Origin of the sequence: Nocardia sp. NPDC005978, from assembly GCF_040614455.1 — a bacterium.
Lineage (GTDB): Bacteria > Actinomycetota > Actinomycetes > Mycobacteriales > Mycobacteriaceae > Nocardia.
In genome coordinates, this window is record NZ_JBEXUS010000009.1 from 101,084 (window position 1) to 117,682 (window position 16,599).

The 16,599-nt window shown below is 68.6% G+C and carries 18 protein-coding genes; 9 read left to right on the plus strand and 9 right to left on the minus strand.

Annotation, left to right across the window (positions count from 1 at the left end; translation table 11 throughout):
• Nucleotides 1-59: 59 nt before the first annotated feature.
• The 3 genes from ABZ319_RS06295 (at nt 60) to mscL (ending at nt 1,734) form a co-directional block, all read left to right on the plus strand.
• A complete protein-coding gene (locus ABZ319_RS06295) occupies nt 60-368 on the plus strand; it encodes an FmdB family zinc ribbon protein (RefSeq protein WP_354985259.1) in 309 nt (102 codons plus the stop codon).
• 143 nt (nt 369-511) lie between these two features.
• Nucleotides 512-1,171: an RcpC/CpaB family pilus assembly protein gene (locus ABZ319_RS06300; RefSeq protein ID WP_354985260.1), complete on the plus strand. Its 660-nt coding sequence runs from the start codon at nt 512-514 to the stop codon at nt 1,169-1,171.
• A gap of 152 nt (nt 1,172-1,323) precedes the next feature.
• Nucleotides 1,324-1,734, plus strand: coding sequence for a large conductance mechanosensitive channel protein MscL (mscL, locus tag ABZ319_RS06305; RefSeq protein ID WP_354985261.1), 411 nt, complete (start codon nt 1,324-1,326; stop codon nt 1,732-1,734).
• Nucleotides 1,735-1,839: 105 nt separating this feature from the next.
• Here the strand turns inward: mscL and ABZ319_RS06310 are convergent, their stop codons facing one another.
• The 7 genes from ABZ319_RS06310 to ABZ319_RS06340 all read right to left on the minus strand — a co-directional run bounded on the left by ABZ319_RS06310 (nt 1,840) and on the right by ABZ319_RS06340 (nt 8,964).
• Nucleotides 1,840-2,511, minus strand: a complete 672-nt coding sequence (locus tag ABZ319_RS06310) for an MspA family porin (protein ID WP_354985262.1) — start codon at nt 2,509-2,511, stop codon at nt 1,840-1,842.
• A gap of 64 nt (nt 2,512-2,575) precedes the next feature.
• Nucleotides 2,576-3,256, minus strand: a complete 681-nt coding sequence (locus tag ABZ319_RS06315) for an MspA family porin (RefSeq protein WP_354985263.1) — start codon at nt 3,254-3,256, stop codon at nt 2,576-2,578.
• A gap of 777 nt (nt 3,257-4,033) precedes the next feature.
• A complete protein-coding gene (locus ABZ319_RS06320) occupies nt 4,034-4,249 on the minus strand; it encodes a hypothetical protein (RefSeq protein WP_354985264.1) in 216 nt (71 codons plus the stop codon).
• On the minus strand, nt 4,246-4,788 hold the full coding sequence (locus tag ABZ319_RS06325; protein WP_354985297.1) for a MogA/MoaB family molybdenum cofactor biosynthesis protein: 543 nt from the start codon (nt 4,786-4,788) through the stop codon (nt 4,246-4,248). Before ABZ319_RS06325 ends, ABZ319_RS06320 begins: the two co-directional genes overlap by 4 nt.
• Before the next feature lie 137 nt (nt 4,789-4,925).
• On the minus strand, nt 4,926-6,113 hold the full coding sequence (locus ABZ319_RS06330) for a trypsin-like peptidase domain-containing protein (RefSeq protein ID WP_354985298.1): 1,188 nt from the start codon (nt 6,111-6,113) through the stop codon (nt 4,926-4,928).
• A gap of 698 nt (nt 6,114-6,811) precedes the next feature.
• Complete coding sequence (locus ABZ319_RS06335; RefSeq protein WP_354985299.1) at nt 6,812-8,203, minus strand: HAMP domain-containing sensor histidine kinase; 1,392 nt, start codon at nt 8,201-8,203, stop codon at nt 6,812-6,814.
• Nucleotides 8,204-8,277: 74 nt separating this feature from the next.
• A complete protein-coding gene (locus tag ABZ319_RS06340; protein ID WP_354985265.1) occupies nt 8,278-8,964 on the minus strand; it encodes a response regulator transcription factor in 687 nt (228 codons plus the stop codon).
• A gap of 330 nt (nt 8,965-9,294) precedes the next feature.
• Between ABZ319_RS06340 and ABZ319_RS06345 the strand changes: the two genes are divergently transcribed.
• The 6 genes from ABZ319_RS06345 (at nt 9,295) to ABZ319_RS06370 (ending at nt 15,913) form a co-directional block, all read left to right on the plus strand.
• On the plus strand, nt 9,295-12,342 hold the full coding sequence (locus tag ABZ319_RS06345) for an ATP-binding protein (RefSeq protein ID WP_354985266.1): 3,048 nt from the start codon (nt 9,295-9,297) through the stop codon (nt 12,340-12,342).
• Nucleotides 12,339-12,746 (plus strand): roadblock/LC7 domain-containing protein, encoded by a 408-nt coding sequence (locus ABZ319_RS06350; RefSeq protein WP_354985267.1) that lies wholly within the window; start codon nt 12,339-12,341, stop codon nt 12,744-12,746. The genes ABZ319_RS06345 and ABZ319_RS06350 overlap by 4 nt, the downstream gene beginning before the upstream one ends.
• A gap of 10 nt (nt 12,747-12,756) precedes the next feature.
• Nucleotides 12,757-13,131 (plus strand): DUF742 domain-containing protein, encoded by a 375-nt coding sequence (locus tag ABZ319_RS06355; protein WP_354985268.1) that lies wholly within the window; start codon nt 12,757-12,759, stop codon nt 13,129-13,131.
• Nucleotides 13,112-13,819 (plus strand): ATP/GTP-binding protein, encoded by a 708-nt coding sequence (locus ABZ319_RS06360; RefSeq protein WP_354985269.1) that lies wholly within the window; start codon nt 13,112-13,114, stop codon nt 13,817-13,819. The genes ABZ319_RS06355 and ABZ319_RS06360 overlap by 20 nt, the downstream gene beginning before the upstream one ends.
• 39 nt (nt 13,820-13,858) lie before the next feature.
• On the plus strand, nt 13,859-14,677 hold the full coding sequence (locus tag ABZ319_RS06365; RefSeq protein ID WP_354985270.1) for an MHYT domain-containing protein: 819 nt from the start codon (nt 13,859-13,861) through the stop codon (nt 14,675-14,677).
• Nucleotides 14,678-14,893: 216 nt separating this feature from the next.
• The gene (locus ABZ319_RS06370; RefSeq protein WP_354985271.1) at nt 14,894-15,913 is read left to right on the plus strand and encodes a DUF1906 domain-containing protein; all 1,020 of its coding nucleotides are present in this window, start codon (nt 14,894-14,896) and stop codon (nt 15,911-15,913) included.
• 235 nt (nt 15,914-16,148) lie between these two features.
• Here the strand turns inward: ABZ319_RS06370 and rpmF are convergent, their stop codons facing one another.
• Both rpmF and ABZ319_RS06380 read right to left on the minus strand, forming a co-directional pair.
• Entirely contained in the window at nt 16,149-16,322 is a 174-nt protein-coding gene (gene rpmF, locus ABZ319_RS06375) for a 50S ribosomal protein L32 (protein WP_354985272.1), read from the minus strand.
• 1 nt (nt 16,323) lies between these two features.
• Complete coding sequence (locus tag ABZ319_RS06380; protein ID WP_354985273.1) at nt 16,324-16,599, minus strand: type B 50S ribosomal protein L31; 276 nt, start codon at nt 16,597-16,599, stop codon at nt 16,324-16,326.

The following is a 16,599-nucleotide window of genomic DNA, read 5'->3' on the forward strand; positions in this document are numbered from 1 at the left end:
CAGTGTTGGCACTGTCGTCTGTAGAGTGCTGGACCGACGGAGACCGTGGAGGATTTGCGATGCCAACTTACTCGTATGCGTGTACCGAGTGCGACAACAAGTTCGACATCGTGCAGTCTTTCTCCGATGACGCGCTGACCACTTGCGATCGCTGCAACGGAAAGCTGCGCAAGCTCTTCAATTCGGTCGGCATCGTCTTCAAGGGCAGCGGCTTCTACCGCACCGACAGCCGCAACGGCAGCACGTCGAGCGAGCCCGCCAAGCCCTCGACCAGCACCGACGGTGGCTCGAGCACGGCGAGCGCCCCCAGCGCCCCGGCGAGCACCGCCGCCGCCCCCAGCACCCCGTCGAGCACTTCCGCGGCCTGAACCGCACCGCGCTCTCCCGAATCCCCGGCCCCTGACGGCCGGGGATTTCTGGTTCCGGGACAGGTTGTCCACAGGCTCCCGGTTATCCACAGCACGCCCTCGGACGAGCGGCCGTAACCACCGGCGCCCCTAGGCTTTTCGCCATGCATCGATTGCGCGCGGGATGGCCGGGCGAGCTCGGGCTCCCCCTGTGGGCGGACGGGGTGCTGATCCGCCGGATCGCGGCGGCGGCACTGTTCGCGCTCGCCGCGGCACTCGCCCTGCGGGCCGATCCCGGCGGGCGGCACACCGAGGTCGTGGTCGCGGCCCGCGAACTGCCGCCGGGCCACGTGCTCGGCGCGGACGACGTGGTGCGGGCGCCACGCGATTCGGCCGGACTGCCGGCGGGGACGCTGCGCGACCCGGGCGCGCTCGTGGGATCCACGCTCGGCGGCGGCGTCACGACGGGTGAGATTCTCACCGAACTGCGCGTGCTCGGCCCCCGGCTGGCCACGGTGGCCGCCCGTTCCCCCGATGCTCGCATCGTTCCGATTCGTTTGGCGGACAACGGCGTTGCCGAGGTACTGCGCCCGGGCGACCGGGTCGACGTGGTGGCCGCCGCGGACAACGGCGGCGCGGGCCGCCCCGCCCGGCTGCTGGCGTCCGACGCCGCGGTCGTGCTCGTGTCCGGCGGATCCGCCGGGGGCGGGCCGAGCGCGCGCGGGCGTAACGAGCCGCTGGTGCTGGTGGCCCTGGACGCCCGGCACGCCACCGTCATCGCCGCGGCCTCACTGCGCACCGCCCTCACCGTGGTCGTGCGCTGACCCGCCTGGGCGCTTCGCTTCCGGGGTCGCGGACCCAGGGTGAACTAGCATTCCGATACCGCAATACCCCATCCCGCATCACCCGGACCAGCCGTCCGACACTCGCTAACCGGGCCGCCGCACGCGCCCATCACGCAGAGGAGTTTTCGGCAATGCTCAAGGGTTTCAAGGAGTTTCTGCTACGCGGCAATGTCGTCGACCTGGCGGTGGCGGTGGTGCTCGGCACCGCATTCGTCGCCATCGTCACCGCATTCAGCGAGGGCGTGATCAATCCGCTGCTGGCGATGTTCGGCGGTACCAACCCCATCGGGCTCGGATTCCAATTGATCGCCGACAAACCGGCGACCTTCGTGGCGATCGGCCCCATCATCACCGCGGGGCTCAACTTCCTGATCATCGCGACGCTGTTGTACTTCGTGCTGGTGGTTCCGGCCACCCGGGCCAAGGCACGCTGGGGCAATGCCGATGACGCACTCACCGAAATCGATCTGCTGCATCAGATTCGGGATCTGCTCGCCGAGGATCGCGCGAACGGCCCCGGCGGCGGCCGGCACGAAAGCTGATCGCCGGCAAGCATTCTCGAATTCCGGATAGAGACGGCGAACGGGCCCGGCGCGAAATGCGCCGGGCCCGTTCAGCTGATGAAAACGCGGATCAGAGGTGACCGATCAGCCGAGGCTGAAAGGCTGGCCCCACAGGGTGATCCAGGTGACCACGTTCTCGGTCTCGATCTCGACGCTCACGAAGGCACGCGCCTGGGCGTAGCCACCGCAACCGCTGAGGCCGATGGTCGAGTCGGCCCAGGTGACCGAACCGTTCGAACCGCTGAACTTGTTGCGGACCTTGTGCGCCTCGGAACCGAAGTCGTCGGCCTCTTCGATGTCCAGGATGTAGAAGGACTTCGCCTGGCCGGGGCCCAGGGTCAGGTTGCCGCCGCCGCCACCGGACGCGCTCGGGCTGCCGTCTTCCCAGGTGACACCGGCCGACGCGTCGCCGCTCACGCCGCCACCGGCGATGTTGACCTGGCAACCGACCTGGTAGCCGGGGAAGATCTTGCCGCCGACATCGGTGTTGTTGCCGGAGATCTCGACCTGCGCCGAGGCCGACACCCAGGCGTTGCGGTGGACGGGGGTGGCGCCCATCGAACCGGAGATGTTGGCGGACTCGCCGACCAGCTTCACGGTGACGACGGTGCCGTCGGACAGGGTCTTGACGATTTCGCCGCCCGGCAGCGGAACGAAGGTATCGGCGTTGGCGGCGCCGGTGGAGAACAGGCCCAGGGCGGCGGTCGCGACAGCGCCGGTCGCGGCCATCCGTGCCACGGTCTTACGGAGGTTCATGCTCTTTTTCCCTCAGGGTATGAGTTCGCTTGCGCGAGAAAGTATTTGGCGGGGAGGACCACTATCAGCCGAGGCTGAACGGCTGACCGTAGAGGGTGGTCTTCGAGTAGTGGTCGCCGATGACCTCGACGACGGTGTACGCCCGCGCCTGGGCGTAACCCGCGCAACCTTCGATACCGATCTCGGCATCCTGGTACTCGACGGAGTAGGTGCCCGCCTTGAGGATGTCCTTGTAATCGATCTGCACGAACTTGACTTCACCCGGGCCGAGGTTGATGCCGATGGACCCACCGATGGAGCCGTCGCTCAGCGAGACGCCGGCGGACACGCCCGCGGAGATGGCATCCTCGCCGATGCTGACCTGGCAGCCGACGATGTAGCCGGTGCTCAGCTGCGACGCGCCGTGGGTGGAAGAGTTGTTGGACCCATTCCCGTTGGCGGGTCCATTGTTCGGGCCGACTTCGCCTTCGGGAGTGACGGTGACTTCAGCGGTCGCATTGCCGCTGACCCACACGACGCGGCCCGCGCCATTGGCGGACAGCGACGGCGAAATGATGGCGCGCTCGCCCGTACGGGTGATGGTGACAGCTCCACTCGGAGCGACCTTCTGACCGTCCGGCAACGGTACGAAGGTATCGGCATTTGCGGCGCCAGTGGAAAAAAGTCCCATGGCCACGGCCGCCGCCGCGCCTGCACCCGCAATACGGGCACCGCGACGAAGACCGTTGGTCCGGTTCTCGCTCATACTTCCCCTCATCAGGTTTCTAGCGTCAGCCTCGACCACCGAGGCTGAATTGGGTCCTCGCGAACCCAGGTAAGTTTGTCGCCACATTGTTGCCGCTGTGTTACTGCTAACAAATTCTTAATGTGATGCGACGCAGGGCACTTTACATCACCGCTCTGGCCTTTGAGGTGTGAGAGAAGAGGATCCGGTGCAACATGCAGGCCTTCCCGCACATATGTCGGGAAGGCTATGAATAGCAAAAGAGGCCCGGCGCTAATCGCGCCGAGCCTCTTCGGGTTCCGCTTGCCGGGACGAATCAGCCGAGGCCGAAGGGCTGCCCCCCAGCGGGTGACCGCGGTGCGGCTTCCCGATCGAGCAGGCGGAAGACCCTGCCCCGCCCCGGGTCCGACGTCAGAGTTGCCACCGTCGGCGCGGGCGCGCCCGAGAGCTTGCCGGCTGCCGACCTCCGCGCCACCCGCACCGTCGGCGCCGCCACCGATGTCGCCCCGGCGGCCGGCGATGCAGCCGGCCACCCGCGCACACGGCGAACCGGGCAAAACTCGAGCAGCTGGAGAAAACGTGTTGGACAAGCGACTTTCTAAAATTGCCGGGGACGATAGCCACAACAGCAATCGAGTGGCAACGGCATCGATTAATGCGAATACGGAATGAATCACGGACACCGTGATTCGGGCCCGCCGAGCGGCGGACGAGGAATTATGAGTGCGGTCGCTCGCGAGTGAGCACGGTCGCGAAGTGCTCTCGAACTCCAATTCCCGGAGTTATGCGAAAAACGAATTACCCGTGGTGCGGGGGTACCTGCGAGCGCAGCCAATCGTCACCGGAGGAACCGGATTCGGGCTCCGGCGCGCGTTCGTCATTGGTGGTCGCGGGCAAGGCGTCACCGAAAACGCGGGCCAGCTTCTCGCGATCGGCGGCCGTCAGACGGCGAGACCCCGCCCGGCGCGCGGCCGGACGGGGTTCGTCGGAATTGCTGTCGGGCGTCGAACTCATTCCGCCAGACCGGAGAGCTCATCGATGACCCGGCTCGCCAGCGGGCCCAGGGTCGCCATGCCGTCGCGGATCGCGGCCCGCGAGCCCGGCAGGTTCACCACCAGCGTGCTGCCCGACACACCGGCCAGCCCACGCGAGAGACCCGCGTCCAGCGAGCCCGAGGACAGGCCCGAGGCGCGCAGTGCCTCACTGATACCGGGCAGCACCCGATCCAGCACCTCCTCGGTCGCCTCCGGGGTCACATCGCGCGGCGACATGCCCGTGCCGCCGACGGAGATCACCAGGTCGACGCCGCCGATGACGGCCGTGTTGAGCGCATTGCGGATGTCGACCTCGTCGGCCTGCACCGAGACCGAGGCGTCCACCAGAAACCCGGCCTCGGTGAGTAGTTCGGTCACCAGCGGACCCAGCGAATCCACTCCGCCGTGTGCGGTTCGGTCGTCGACGACCACGACAAGAGCACGGCCCGCAACAGCGGCATCGATTTCCATGCTGCTCACCGTAGCGCCCCGGACGGACATCGCCGCGGTCTTGTTCATCTCACCTTCGAGCAGGGCCGCACCCTCGAGCACCGCCACCCGATCGAGCACTGCGCCATTGCCGGACAACACCTCCCAGCCGCCGTCGGGTGTCACCCGGATCGCGGGGGTGGATTTCTTGTTGTCTGTACGTCGCATCATCGGCCGCCCTCCGCAGCTGCTTCGCCGAGGGTGAGCTCGACTGTCTTCTGGTTGTTGCCCTGCTCGTCGGTGTACGTCACCTTGACCTTGTCGCCGGGCCGGTGCGACCGCACCGCCGCGATGAGCGCGTTGCCCGAATCGATCACCTGGTCATCGAGTTTGGTGACGATGGCCCCGTTGGGCAGACCCGCCTTGGCCGCCGGGCCGTCGGGGGTCACCTCGAGCACCCGTGCGCCGTTGACGTCGTCCTGTCCGCGCACCTTCACGCCGATCTGGGCGTAGGTCGCGCGGCCGTTCTTGATCAGCTCGTCGGCCACCCGCCGCGCCTGATCCACCGGAATGGCGAATCCGAGTCCGATGGAACCACTCTGGCCGCCCGCGGACTCCGAGACACCCAGGGTGGCGATGGCGGTGTTGATGCCGATCAGCTTGCCGTTCATGTCGACCAGCGCGCCACCGGAGTTGCCGGGGTTGATGGCCGCGTCGGTCTGCACGGCGTTGATGACCGCGCCCTGCGAGTTGGCCTCACCGCTGGTGGACACCGGCCGGTTGAGCGCGGAGACGATACCGGTGGTCACCGTGCCCGCCAGGCCCAGCGGCGAGCCGATCGCCACCACGGACTGTCCGACCTGCAGGTTCGACGACGCGCCCAATTCGATGGGCACCAGGCCCTTCTTGTCCGTCACCTTGATGACCGCCAGATCCGAGACCGGGTCCGCGCCGATGAGCGTCGCGGGCGCGGTGCTGCCGTCGCTGAAGGCGACCTCCATGCGCGCGTTCGGGCCCGCACCGCTGACCACGTGGTTGTTGGTGAGGATCTTGCCGTCGGTGGACAGGACCACGCCCGAGCCCTCGCCCTCGGCCTGATTGCCCTGGACGCGGATCATGACCACGCTGGGCAGCACTTTCTGCGCCACCGCCTGGACCGAACCGGCCGGGGCATTGGCCACCTCGTTGACCTGACGCGGGGCGTCCAGTGCATTGGTGATCGTGGTGCCGCCGTTGTCCGAGCGGGTGGCGAGCGCGCCGACCGCACCGCCGATGCCGCCGCTGAACAGGGCCAGCGCGACCGCGCCCGCCACCAGGCCGGTGCGCGCGGACCGCTTGGGAGCCGGGCCGCCCGGATACCCGCCGGGCTGTCCGGGACCGCCGGGGCCGATCGGGCCGCCGGGGCCGCCGAACATCGGCTCGGTGTGCGATCCGGCCGGACCGTATCCGGCCCCCGACGCCGCATATGCCGGGCCGTAGCCGCCGGCCGGAAGTTGTTCGGTGGCAGGGCCGTTCGCCGCCGCCGTGTATCCGGCGCCGGTGTAGGGCTGCGCGCCGTGCGGCGCGTTCGGGTAGGCCGCGAACGAACCGGTATGTCCCGCAACGCCTCCCGACTGGCCGACTGTGCCGCCGTGCTGTCCCGGCCCGGTTCCGGGGCCGCCGAAGCCGTGCCCGGCGTAGCCGGAGGCCGCGGGGCCGCCGGGTGCGTATCCCGGCTGCGAGCGGTCGTGCCCGCCCTCGACGGGGCGGGCGTAGGGGTCGCGCGGTGGAACGGATCCGGCGGGTTCGGCCGAACCGGGCGCCGGGGCGCCGCCGTGAGCCGAGGACGCCTGTCCGCCGAAACCGGCCCGATCGGGCTGCGGCGCGGCGGGCCCGGCGGGATCGTGCGCGCCCGGCGCGCCGGGGTTCGGCACGGCCTGCGCGCCGGAGTTCGGCACGGCGTCCGCGCCGGAGGTGGGCTCGGTGCCCCGCGGGTCCTGCGAATCCTCGGTCATGTTTCTCGTTTCTCCTCGAGTCTCGTAGCCAAGCGTGGCGGTGACGACTGAGAGCGGACTGAGACCGTGCTTGCTTTTTCCGGAGCTTTCCGGGAGATGCCGGTCGCGCGGCCGGCGAGCTAGGTTTCGGTACCCACGAACGGTGCGCTTTCTCCGGGTAGCACGATACGGATCAGAGCGCCGCCGCGTTCGGACGAGTCGATGGTGATGGTGCCGCCGTGCTTGGTGACCACCTGCTTCACGATGGCCAGGCCCAGGCCGGAGCCGGGCATGGACCGCGAGGCGGTGGTGCGATAGAAACGCTCGAAGACCAGTTCGCGCTCGTTCGGCGGGATGCCGGAACCGGCGTCGTCCACGGTGAGCTCGAGCAGGCCGCGGCCGTTCTCGCGCATGGCCACCTGCACGCTGCTGCCGGCCGGGCTCCATTTGGCGGCGTTGTCGAGCACGTTGAGGATGGCGCGTTCGAGTCCGGCCTCGTGGCCGTAGACGAACCAGGGCCGCAGCTGGGCGTCGAATTCGATGCCGCTGCGCCGCCGCCGGGCCCGTTCCAGCGCCCGCTCGACCACCTCACCGATGTCGACCTGTTCGTAGACGGTGTCGGGGGCGTCCTCGCGCGCCAGATCCACCAGATCGCCCACCAGGGTGGACAACTCCTCGATCTGCGCCATGACGTCCGAGCGCAGTTCGGCCATGTCCTCGTCCGGGATGCGCGGGGCGCCGGGCCGGGAGGAGGCGATGAGCAGTTCCATGTTGGTGCGCAGCGAGGTGAGCGGGGTCTTGAGTTCGTGGCCCGCGTCGGCCACCAGCCGCCGCTGACGCTCCCGCGATTCGGCCAGCGCGCGCAGCATGGTGTTGAAACTCTCGGTGAGCCTGGCGAGTTCGTCGTCACCGGTCACCGGAATGGGTGTCAGGTCGTCGGTGCGGGCCACCCGTTCGGTGGCCGCGGTGAGCCTGGCGATGGGCCGCAATCCGGTGCGGCCCACGGCTGTTCCGGCCGCGGCGGCCAGCATGACGCCGCAGCCGCCGACCACGAACAGCAGCCACGCCAGCCGGTCCAGCACCTCGCGGGTGGGCTGCAGGCGCTGCGAGACCACCAGGGTGGAACCGGAATGCGTGCGCCGGGCCAGCACGCGCTGGTTGTCGACGGTGCGCAGCGAGAAGCCGATCTCCCCGCGCGCGACCGCCAATTCCTGGCTGCCCACGGGCGGATTGGTGGTCTGCGGCGGCACGTACGGCGACAGGTCCGGGAAGATGAGCGCCACGCCGACGTCGCTGGAGTAGAGGCCCGCCAGCACGATCGACTGGAAGCCGAGGCTGTCGAAGTTGTTGTCGATCATCAGCGACGCGCGGGCGCGCAGCTGCGAATCCACATCCGCGTACAGCGAACGGGCCACCATCGCGTAGGCGGCGATGGAGGTGAAGGCGACGGCCACGGCCACCACGGACGCGGCCAGCAGGGTCACCCGCCAGCGCAGCGACACCGACCGCGTGAGCGGGGTCGGTGGGCGCATGTCGGCGTCCGGCCGTTGCGCGAGTCCGGCGACCACGGGCCGCCGCGGCACTGATCTAGCCACGGATCCGGCTCCTACGGCGGGGTCTCGCGCAGCACGTACCCGACGCCGCGCACGGTGTGGATGAGTCGCGGCTCACCTTCGGCCTCGGTCTTGCGGCGCAGATAGCCGATGTACACCTCGAGCGCGTTGCCGGAGGTCGGAAAGTCGTAGCCCCACACCTCTTCCAGAATGCGACTGCGGGTGAGCACGCGGCGCGGATTGGCCATCAGCATTTCCAGGAGCGAGAATTCGGTGCGCGTCAGGCTGATCTGCCGATCGCCGCGCAACACTTCGCGCGTCACCGGATCCAGGGACAGATCCGCGAAGCTCATCATCTCCGAGGCCTCGGAATTGTCGACCGTGGTGCGGCGCAGCAGCGCGCGCAAACGGGCGAGCAATTCCTCGAGCGCGAACGGCTTGGGCAGATAGTCGTCGGCCCCGGCGTCCAGGCCCGCGACGCGCTCGGAGACCGAATCCCGTGCTGTGAGTACCAGAATCGGCAGATCGTCGCCGGTGCTGCGGAGCCGGCGGCACACCTCGAGGCCGTCCATCCGCGGCATCATCACGTCCAGGACCAGAGCGTCGGGGCGCTGACTGGCGGTCTTCTCGAGGGCGTCGAGCCCGTCGACGGCGAGCTCGACGGTGTAGCCGTTGAAGGTCAATGAACGACGCAGCGATTCCCGGACCGCGCGGTCGTCGTCGACTACCAGAATGCGCATGGGCTCCAGTCTGCCCACAGCGACTGAGAGGCGACTGAGAAGGCCGCCTTCGACACGCCGGACGACCCGAGCGGGTGACCAGCGATTTTCAGAAACAGCTTACGCGCGGCCACCCTACCCGCTCATTTCGATATGCGAAAGACGTTGCGCGCGGCTGCATTCGGAGTCATGTACAACGAGTTGCTCGAATTGCCGTTACCCAGCTCACGCGGTATGTTGCAGGCCGTACAAAAAGACCTCTAGTTGGTTCTGCGCGGGTTCAGGCCCCAACGCCGTACAACCGCATAAGACCCGGGGTCAACTCTTGAAAGCGGAGGCGACGGAAGCGGGATGGAAGCGACACCCCGGTCCTGGCAATTCAGCCTGTCCAACTGGCCCGTCACACGCAAGGTCGGCATCGTCCTGGTGCTCCCGGTGTTGCTCGCGTCGACCTTCGCGGTCCTGCGCATCAACTCGGAGCTGCAGACGATCAACAACCTGAGCGCCGGTTCCGAACAGGCCGCCGTCATGGGCCCCACAATCAGGTACGAGAGCGCCACACAGGAACTCGCGATTTCCGCAATCTCCGGTTGGGGCAACCCCGACCGCGACGCGGCGCTGGACACCGCGACGATGAAATTCGATCAGACGGTTGCCGATCTCGAGACGCTGCTGCGCGCGTCCAAGGTCGAGGCCGACGTCATCCAGGGGATGAACGAGGCCATCGCGATCGGCAAGACCATGCGCAACAGTCTGCGCAACGGCTCGGTCGCGACCGTCGCCGAGCAGGCTTCGGCGGTGTCCGCCAAGATCCAGGGCGCGCTGACCAATTCGCAGTCGCTCAGCGATCTGCGAGTGCAGCAGCTGTTCCTGCAGCTGGGTACGGTCATGACCTCGACCCGCCTGCTCACGCAGGAGCGCACCCTGCTGATCGACCCCACGATCGACACCAACCCGGCGATGAAGATCCGGCTGCTCACCGCGATCGGCGCCGAGATCACCATGATCGAGGTGTACAAGGGCATCCTGCCGACCGAGGCGCAGAACTACGCCACGCTCAAGGACGCCGCGGGCGCGCGCATCGGCATCCTCGCGTCCGGCGCGCCGGACCCGGCGAGTCTGCCGCCCATGCAGGCCTCCATCGCCACCAGCATCGAGGCCTACCGGCTGGAGAGCGAGGCCATCGAGGCCGCGCTGACCAACAAGCTCGCCGAGCTCACCACCGAAGCCCGCAACACGGTGCTGCGTGACACATCCGTCGTCATCGGGATGCTGCTCGCGGGCCTGGCGCTCGCGCTGGTCGTGGCGCGCACCCTGGTCGTCCCCGTGCGCCGCCTGCGCCGGGACGCCCTGCAGGTCGCGCACATCGACCTGCCCGCCGAGCTCGACGTCGTGCGCTCGGGCGGCGCGATCCCCGAGATCACCCCGGTCGACGTGCACACCACCGAGGAGATCGGCCAGCTCGCCCGAGCCGTCGACGACATCCACACCCAGGCGCTGCACCTGGCCGCCGAACAGGCCCGGCTGCGACTGCAGATCGGCAACATGTTCGAAACCCTCTCGCGGCGTAGCCAATCGCTGGTGGAGCAGCAGCTCAGCCTGATCGAGGAACTCGAGCGCGACGAGGACGACTCCGAACGGCTGCAGAGCCTGTTCCGCCTCGACCACCTCGCGACGCGCATGCGCCGCAACGGTGACAACCTGCTGGTGCTGGCCGGAACGGCGCTGCGCCGCGGCCACCTCGCGCCGGTTCCGCTCTCGGACATGCTGTGGTCCTCGGTCTCGCAGGTGGAGGACTACCAGCGCGTCGAGATCGGCACCGTGCCCGACGGCATCGTCGCGGGCGAACCCGCGGTCGACATCGAACATCTGCTGGCCGAGCTCATCGACAACGCACTGCGGTATTCGCCGCCGTCCACGCCCGTGGCGGTCTCGGTGGCACGCGCCGTGGACGGGGGCTACCTCATCGAGATCACCGACCGCGGCCTGGGCATGAATGCCGAAGACCTGCAGTCCATCAACGATCGCCTCGCCTCCGGCGGCGAGGTCAACGTCGAGACCGCACGCCGCATGGGCCTGTTCGTGGTCGGCCGACTGGCCAAGCGCCACAACATCACCGTGAGCCTGCGCCGGACCTCGGCCATGGTGCAGCAGCCGGGCATCACCGCCAGCGTGCACCTGCCGGGCACCCTGGTCTCGCCCGCTCCCGAGCGCAACAACGGCAGCGACACCGGGCAGTTCCCGGTGACCGCCGCGCTGCCGGTCGCGCCGCAGCACGGCGCGCCGCTGGTCATGGCCTCCGCTCCGGCGGCGCTGACCCCGGTGCCGCCACTGGCCCCGGCCACGCCGTTCGCGCCGATCTCGGCACCGCAGCCGGTCATCACCCCGCCGCGGCTCACGCCGGTCCCGAATCCGCCGGCCGATCCGCCCGCGCGCTTCGGGGTGACCAGTACCGGTCTGCCGCAACGCCGCACGCCCGGCCTCGACACCGGTGAACAGCCGGTGTTCGGCGGTGGCTACCCGGCCGAGCCGTCCCAGGACAGCTTCTCCGACGCCTTCGCGGCCCAGCGGCCCGAACCGGTGGCGCCGCAGGCCCGGCAGGTCGATTTCTGGGGTGAGGCGCCCGCGCCCGAGGCGCCGCAGCGGCCCGAACCGGTACAGCCGGTCTCCGCCGGCGGCAGCGGTTTCGGTGCACCCGGCGGCTTCGGCGGCGGCGGTACCGGCGGTTTCGGTGGCGCAGGCGGCGGTTTCGGCGGCGGCAGCGGCAGCGGTCCCGCGGACAACGACGGCGGCTTCTTCTCCAGTGATTACAGCGGTTTCGGCAATGCGCCCGAGCCCGCTCCCGCGGGAGCCGACGCCAACGGCAAGAACGGCGCGGGTATTGGCAACGGCGCCAATGCGAACGGCGCCAACGGCAAGAGCAACGGATCCAACGGCAATGGCGCGAACAGCGTCGGAGCAGGTGGCAATGGTGCGAACACGGTCGCGAACCCCGGCGGCACTCTCACCGCGGGCAACCCCGCGGCGGACCGCAAGCCCATCGGTAGTGCCGGTGGGGGCAACGGCGGCGGCAGTCCGATCTACCAGCGGATGGTCTCGGAGTGGCTGGTCGAGCCCGCTGCGGGCGGGCAGTCCCCGATGAGCACCGAATGGTCATCCAACGCCGATGCCGGCTGGGCCGCGGCGGAAGAGGCCGCGAACCCCACCAGCAGCTCCAAGACCCAGGGTGGTCTGCCGATCCGGCGGCCCGGCGCACAGCTGGTGCCCGGCGCCGCGGCGCAAGAGGACGAGGGCGGCGCGCGTAACCCCGACGAGATCCGCAACAGCCTGACCAGGCATCTCAGCGGCGTCCGCTCCGGGCGAGCCGACTCGCAGTACAACGACGGAGGGCATGCATGACCGACACCCAGCGCACCCAGACCGATGAGAATCTGAACTGGCTGGTCACCCGCTTCACCCGAGAGGTGCCGGGCGTCTCGCACGCCGTGCTGGTCTCGGCCGACGGTCTGCTGCAGGCGACCAGCCCGCATCTGCCCTCCGATCGCGGCGAGCAGCTCGCGGCCGTCACCGCCGGTCTGGCCAGTCTGTCCGCGGGTGCGGCGCAGCTGTTCGACGGCGGCAAGGTCATGCAGTCCATCGTCGAGATGCAGCGCGGCTACCTGCTCGTCATGAGCGTCGGCAACGGCTCGCATCTCGCGGTACTGGCCAACAAGCAGCACGACATCGGCCGCATCGGCTACGAGATGGCACTGCTGGTGGACCGGGTCGGATCCGTGGTGCAGGCCACGGCCCGCACTGCGTGATGGGTCGACCATGACAATTTCAAACGGGGGCGGCGGCGCTCGGCCCACCAGCCGTGTCCGCCCGTACGCATTGACCTCCGGCCGCACCGAACCGGCAGTGGATCTGCCGCTCGAGGCGGTCGTGGAAACACTGTCCTTCACAGCCCATTTCGATTGGCCCGCCGGTGACATTCGAACCGAGATCCTGCGGTTGGGCACGGCCCGGCTCTCGGTCGCCGAGATCGCGGCGCACCTGCAGCGGCCACTGGGCATGATCCGGGTCGTGATCGGCGATCTCGTCGTCGCCGGGACCCTCCGCGTGCATTCGACTCTGAGCGACCAGGCGACCTACGACGAGCGCCGATCTTTGATGGAGAGGACCCTGCATGGACTCCGCGCCCTTTGACGGCGGGAGCTACAACGGCGGTGCGCCCCAGTACCCCAATGGCGGACCACAGTTTCCGGGCGCGAACCCGGGTGTAGCGCAGCAGTATCCGCCCCGTCCGGGCGAGGAGTTCCGGACCGTCGCGTCGACCAAGATCGTGGTCGCGGGCGGTTTCGGCGCGGGCAAAACCACATTCGTCGGCGCGGTCTCGGAGATCGTGCCCCTTCGCACCGAGGCCATGGTGACCGCCGTGTCGGACGGGGTGGACGACCTCGCCGCCACGCCCGGCAAGGAAACCACCACCGTGGCCATGGATTTCGGGCGCATCATCCTGCCCGGCAATCTGGTGCTCTACCTGTTCGGCACGCCCGGGCAGCGCCGCTTCTGGTTCATGTGGGACGACCTCATCAAGGGCGCCATCGGAGCCGTGGTGCTGGTCGACACCCGCCGGATCGAGGACAGCTTCGCGGCGGTCGACTTCTTCGAAGCCAAATCGCTGCCCTTCCTCATCGCGGTGAACCGCTTCCCGGACGCCCCCCGTTTCCCGGTCGCCGAACTGCGCGAGGCGCTCAGCGTCCGCGAAGGCGTTCCGATCGTCGACATCGACGCCCGCGACCCGGGCGAGGTCCGGCGATCACTGGCCGCCGTCACCGAGTACGCCATCGAACGTCTGATGGCGGCGCAACGCGAAACTGCTCGCCGCGGCTAGCGATCAGCGCGCGGAGAGATACGAAAGCAGGGGTTCAGGGTGATCTATTTCTCTATGGGCTACTGGGTGATCGGCCTGACACTGATCGTGTCGGTCGCCGGTGCCGCCTGTGGCCTGGCGTGTATTCGCCAGTCCACCAAGTCGGTGACGGCGCGGTTCCGCCTGGTGTGGCTGTTCGTCGCGGCCAGCTCCATCGGCGGCGTCGGCGTGGCGCTGTCGGTGTTCGTCTCCATGCTCGGGTTCGAGGTCAAGGGCGGTCAGATCCGCTACGACACCACCCTGACCACGCTGTTCTCGGCGCTGTCCGGCTTCGTGGTGTTCGCGGCGCTGGTGATCGCGGGCAAGACCCTGAGCTGGTGGCGGATCACGCTCGGTGCGCTGGTCATGGCCGCCGGGCTCGGGACCGTACACCTGCTGCTGCTGTCGGCCATCCGGGTGCGCGGCACCATCGATCGCGGGCTGGTGTCGATCATCGCGGTGTACGTCATCGCCGCGCTGATGTCCGGGCTGCTGCTGTGGTTCATGCTGTGGGCGCAGTCGGTGCCGGTGCTGATGGCCGGGTCTCTGGCCTACGCGATCATGGTGACCGGCATGCACTACGCCGGGCTGACCGGAGTGACCGCGCATCTGGACCCGGCGGCCGTACCGCCGCCGGGCGACGAGCTGTTCAACTTCTTCGTGCCGTTCTTCATCATCGGCTCACTGTCGCTGGCCATTCCGATCACCGCGATCCTGGTCGCGCCGGACCGGCGTGAGGCCCGGCAGCAGTCCGCGACCGTGGATCCGGATCTCGCGCACAGCCCGTCGCTGGCCGTGGCCTCGAGCCAGTCGGGACCGCGCAGCGTGCTGCCGCACTGATCCATGGCGTGCTGCCGCACTGATTCATCGCGGCGCACAACAACTTCCGGGCCGGGTCGCGGGCAGCGACCCGGCCCGACCCGTGTCCGGGCCGCCGAACGCGGCGGGAATGCGGCGCGGACCGGGTGGCCGGCGCCGACGGGACGAGCGTCGCGTTCCGGACGGACTTCGGGATTGCCGTATCGTCGGCGCGTCCCCCGAATTACGATGAGTGTCATGCGTTTCGGGCTGGATTACGCCGCGGGTCGGCCCGGCGCGAGCGCCATTCGCGCGGCCGGGTTCGACTTCGTCGTCCGCTATCTCTCCAGCGGCGGGCCGTCGCTGCCGGGCAAGCTGCTCACCCCGGCCGAGGCCGAAGACCTACGCGCGCACGGTGTCTCGATCGTCTCGAACTGGGAGACCACCGCGGCGCGCATGCTGGACGGCTACGGCGCGGGCGTCACCGACGCGCGCACCGCCCTGGCGCAGGTGCTGCGCTGCGGCGGCCGACCGGACCGGCCCATCTACTTCTCCGCCGATTTCGATGCGACCCCGCAGCAGCAGGGGGCCATCAACGCCTATCTCGAAGGCGCCGCGACCGTGCTCGGCGGCGCGAATGTCGGTATATACGGCGGGTATTGGCCGGTGACGCGGGCCCTGGACGCCGGGGTCGCCGATTGGGCCTGGCAGACGGTGGCCTGGTCGGGGAGCAATCGCGAGCCGCGGGCGCAGCTGTTGCAGACCGGGGAGCAGGTCTATGTCAACGGCGTGCAGTGCGATGTGAACGAGACCGACCGAATCGACTTCGGTCAGTGGGATTTCGAACAGGAGGAACAGGACTTGACGCCCGAACAGGACCAAATTCTGCGCGACATCCAGACCCAGTTGCGCGGGCCCGGACTGGCGGGCTGGCCGCAATTGGGCGACGACCCGCAGGGCAATCACCGCACGGTGGTCGACGCCCTGGCCGCGGCGCTCACCCGGATCGACGAATTGCGAACCGAGATCAGTGAACTGGAGGCCACCACCGCCGAACTCTCCGAGGAGGTGGAGCGGATGTCCGGGCATCACTGGCCGTTCCCGTTCTCCCTCCTGGAAGGGCCGGCGACCGTGGTGGCCGAACAATTGGCCAGACTGGAGCAGTTGCTGCCGGATCTGCCGCTGCCGGGCTGGGGCGACGGTCCACAAAGCGGACCGAACAGACAAAACGGCGATTCGAAGGATCGAATTTCGGCCACTCCCGGCCAGATCGACTGAGTGCCGGGCGGATGCCGGTAATTGTCAGTCGAATTGACTTCTTCGCCGGTATTTCTACGGCGACCGCCGTGCTCGAACTCCCCCGAAAGTGGCGATGAGCGGGTTCTTCTGTCACCAGAAGAACCCGCCCTCGGCCATGAGAATACCGTCGCAAGAGCACGGATTCACAACTTTGAGAAGACTTTTTAGATCCTCTCGGACAAAGTCCGCCGGGCGCATCCGCGGCGTGCCCGGCTCAGAGATCGGCGGGGTTCACCAGGCCGAGCGTCACCGCGCGCACCAACCGGCGCGGAACCCGGTGCACCACACCGGCAACGGTGACCGGCACCAGATCCGGCAGGGTGGCCTTCCACTGCGAGCGCCGGCTGCGGGTATTGGATCGCGACATCCGCCGCTTCGGAACCGCCATGTCAGCTCTCCTTACCGGTGTCGCCGCCGCGCACCCGCTTGCCGTAACGACGCTCGAACTTCTCGACCCGGCCCGCGGTGTCGAGCAGGCGCTGCGCGCCGGTCCAGAACGGGTGCGAATCGGAGGTCACGTCGACCACGATCAGCGGATAGGTCTGTCCGTCTTCCCATTCCACGGTGCGATCCGAGGTGACGGTGGAACGCGTGATGAAACGCTTTCCGGTGCCCGAGTCCTCGAAGACCACCGGGTGGTAGTCGGGATGGATTCCTGTTTTCAT

What these genes read in the sequence shown, in the direction of transcription:
- ABZ319_RS06295 (WP_354985259.1), top strand. Translation starts at nt 60, where the DNA reads ATGCCAACTTACTCGTATGCGTGTACCGAGTGCGACAACAAGTTCGAC.
- ABZ319_RS06300 (WP_354985260.1), top strand. Translation starts at nt 512, where the DNA reads ATGCATCGATTGCGCGCGGGATGGCCGGGCGAGCTCGGGCTCCCCCTG.
- mscL (WP_354985261.1), top strand. Translation starts at nt 1,324, where the DNA reads ATGCTCAAGGGTTTCAAGGAGTTTCTGCTACGCGGCAATGTCGTCGAC.
- ABZ319_RS06310 (WP_354985262.1), bottom strand. Translation starts at nt 2,511, where the DNA reads ATGAACCTCCGTAAGACCGTGGCACGGATGGCCGCGACCGGCGCTGTC.
- ABZ319_RS06315 (WP_354985263.1), bottom strand. Translation starts at nt 3,256, where the DNA reads ATGAGCGAGAACCGGACCAACGGTCTTCGTCGCGGTGCCCGTATTGCG.
- ABZ319_RS06320 (WP_354985264.1), bottom strand. Translation starts at nt 4,249, where the DNA reads ATGAGTTCGACGCCCGACAGCAATTCCGACGAACCCCGTCCGGCCGCG.
- ABZ319_RS06325 (WP_354985297.1), bottom strand. Translation starts at nt 4,788, where the DNA reads ATGAACAAGACCGCGGCGATGTCCGTCCGGGGCGCTACGGTGAGCAGC.
- ABZ319_RS06330 (WP_354985298.1), bottom strand. Translation starts at nt 6,113, where the DNA reads ATGTTCGGCGGCCCCGGCGGCCCGATCGGCCCCGGCGGTCCCGGACAG.
- ABZ319_RS06335 (WP_354985299.1), bottom strand. Translation starts at nt 8,203, where the DNA reads ATGCGCCCACCGACCCCGCTCACGCGGTCGGTGTCGCTGCGCTGGCGG.
- ABZ319_RS06340 (WP_354985265.1), bottom strand. Translation starts at nt 8,964, where the DNA reads ATGCGCATTCTGGTAGTCGACGACGACCGCGCGGTCCGGGAATCGCTG.
- ABZ319_RS06345 (WP_354985266.1), top strand. Translation starts at nt 9,295, where the DNA reads ATGGAAGCGACACCCCGGTCCTGGCAATTCAGCCTGTCCAACTGGCCC.
- ABZ319_RS06350 (WP_354985267.1), top strand. Translation starts at nt 12,339, where the DNA reads ATGACCGACACCCAGCGCACCCAGACCGATGAGAATCTGAACTGGCTG.
- ABZ319_RS06355 (WP_354985268.1), top strand. Translation starts at nt 12,757, where the DNA reads ATGACAATTTCAAACGGGGGCGGCGGCGCTCGGCCCACCAGCCGTGTC.
- ABZ319_RS06360 (WP_354985269.1), top strand. Translation starts at nt 13,112, where the DNA reads ATGGACTCCGCGCCCTTTGACGGCGGGAGCTACAACGGCGGTGCGCCC.
- ABZ319_RS06370 (WP_354985271.1), top strand. Translation starts at nt 14,894, where the DNA reads ATGCGTTTCGGGCTGGATTACGCCGCGGGTCGGCCCGGCGCGAGCGCC.
- rpmF (WP_354985272.1), bottom strand. Translation starts at nt 16,322, where the DNA reads ATGGCGGTTCCGAAGCGGCGGATGTCGCGATCCAATACCCGCAGCCGG.
- ABZ319_RS06380 (WP_354985273.1), bottom strand. Translation starts at nt 16,599, where the DNA reads ATGAAAACAGGAATCCATCCCGACTACCACCCGGTGGTCTTCGAGGAC.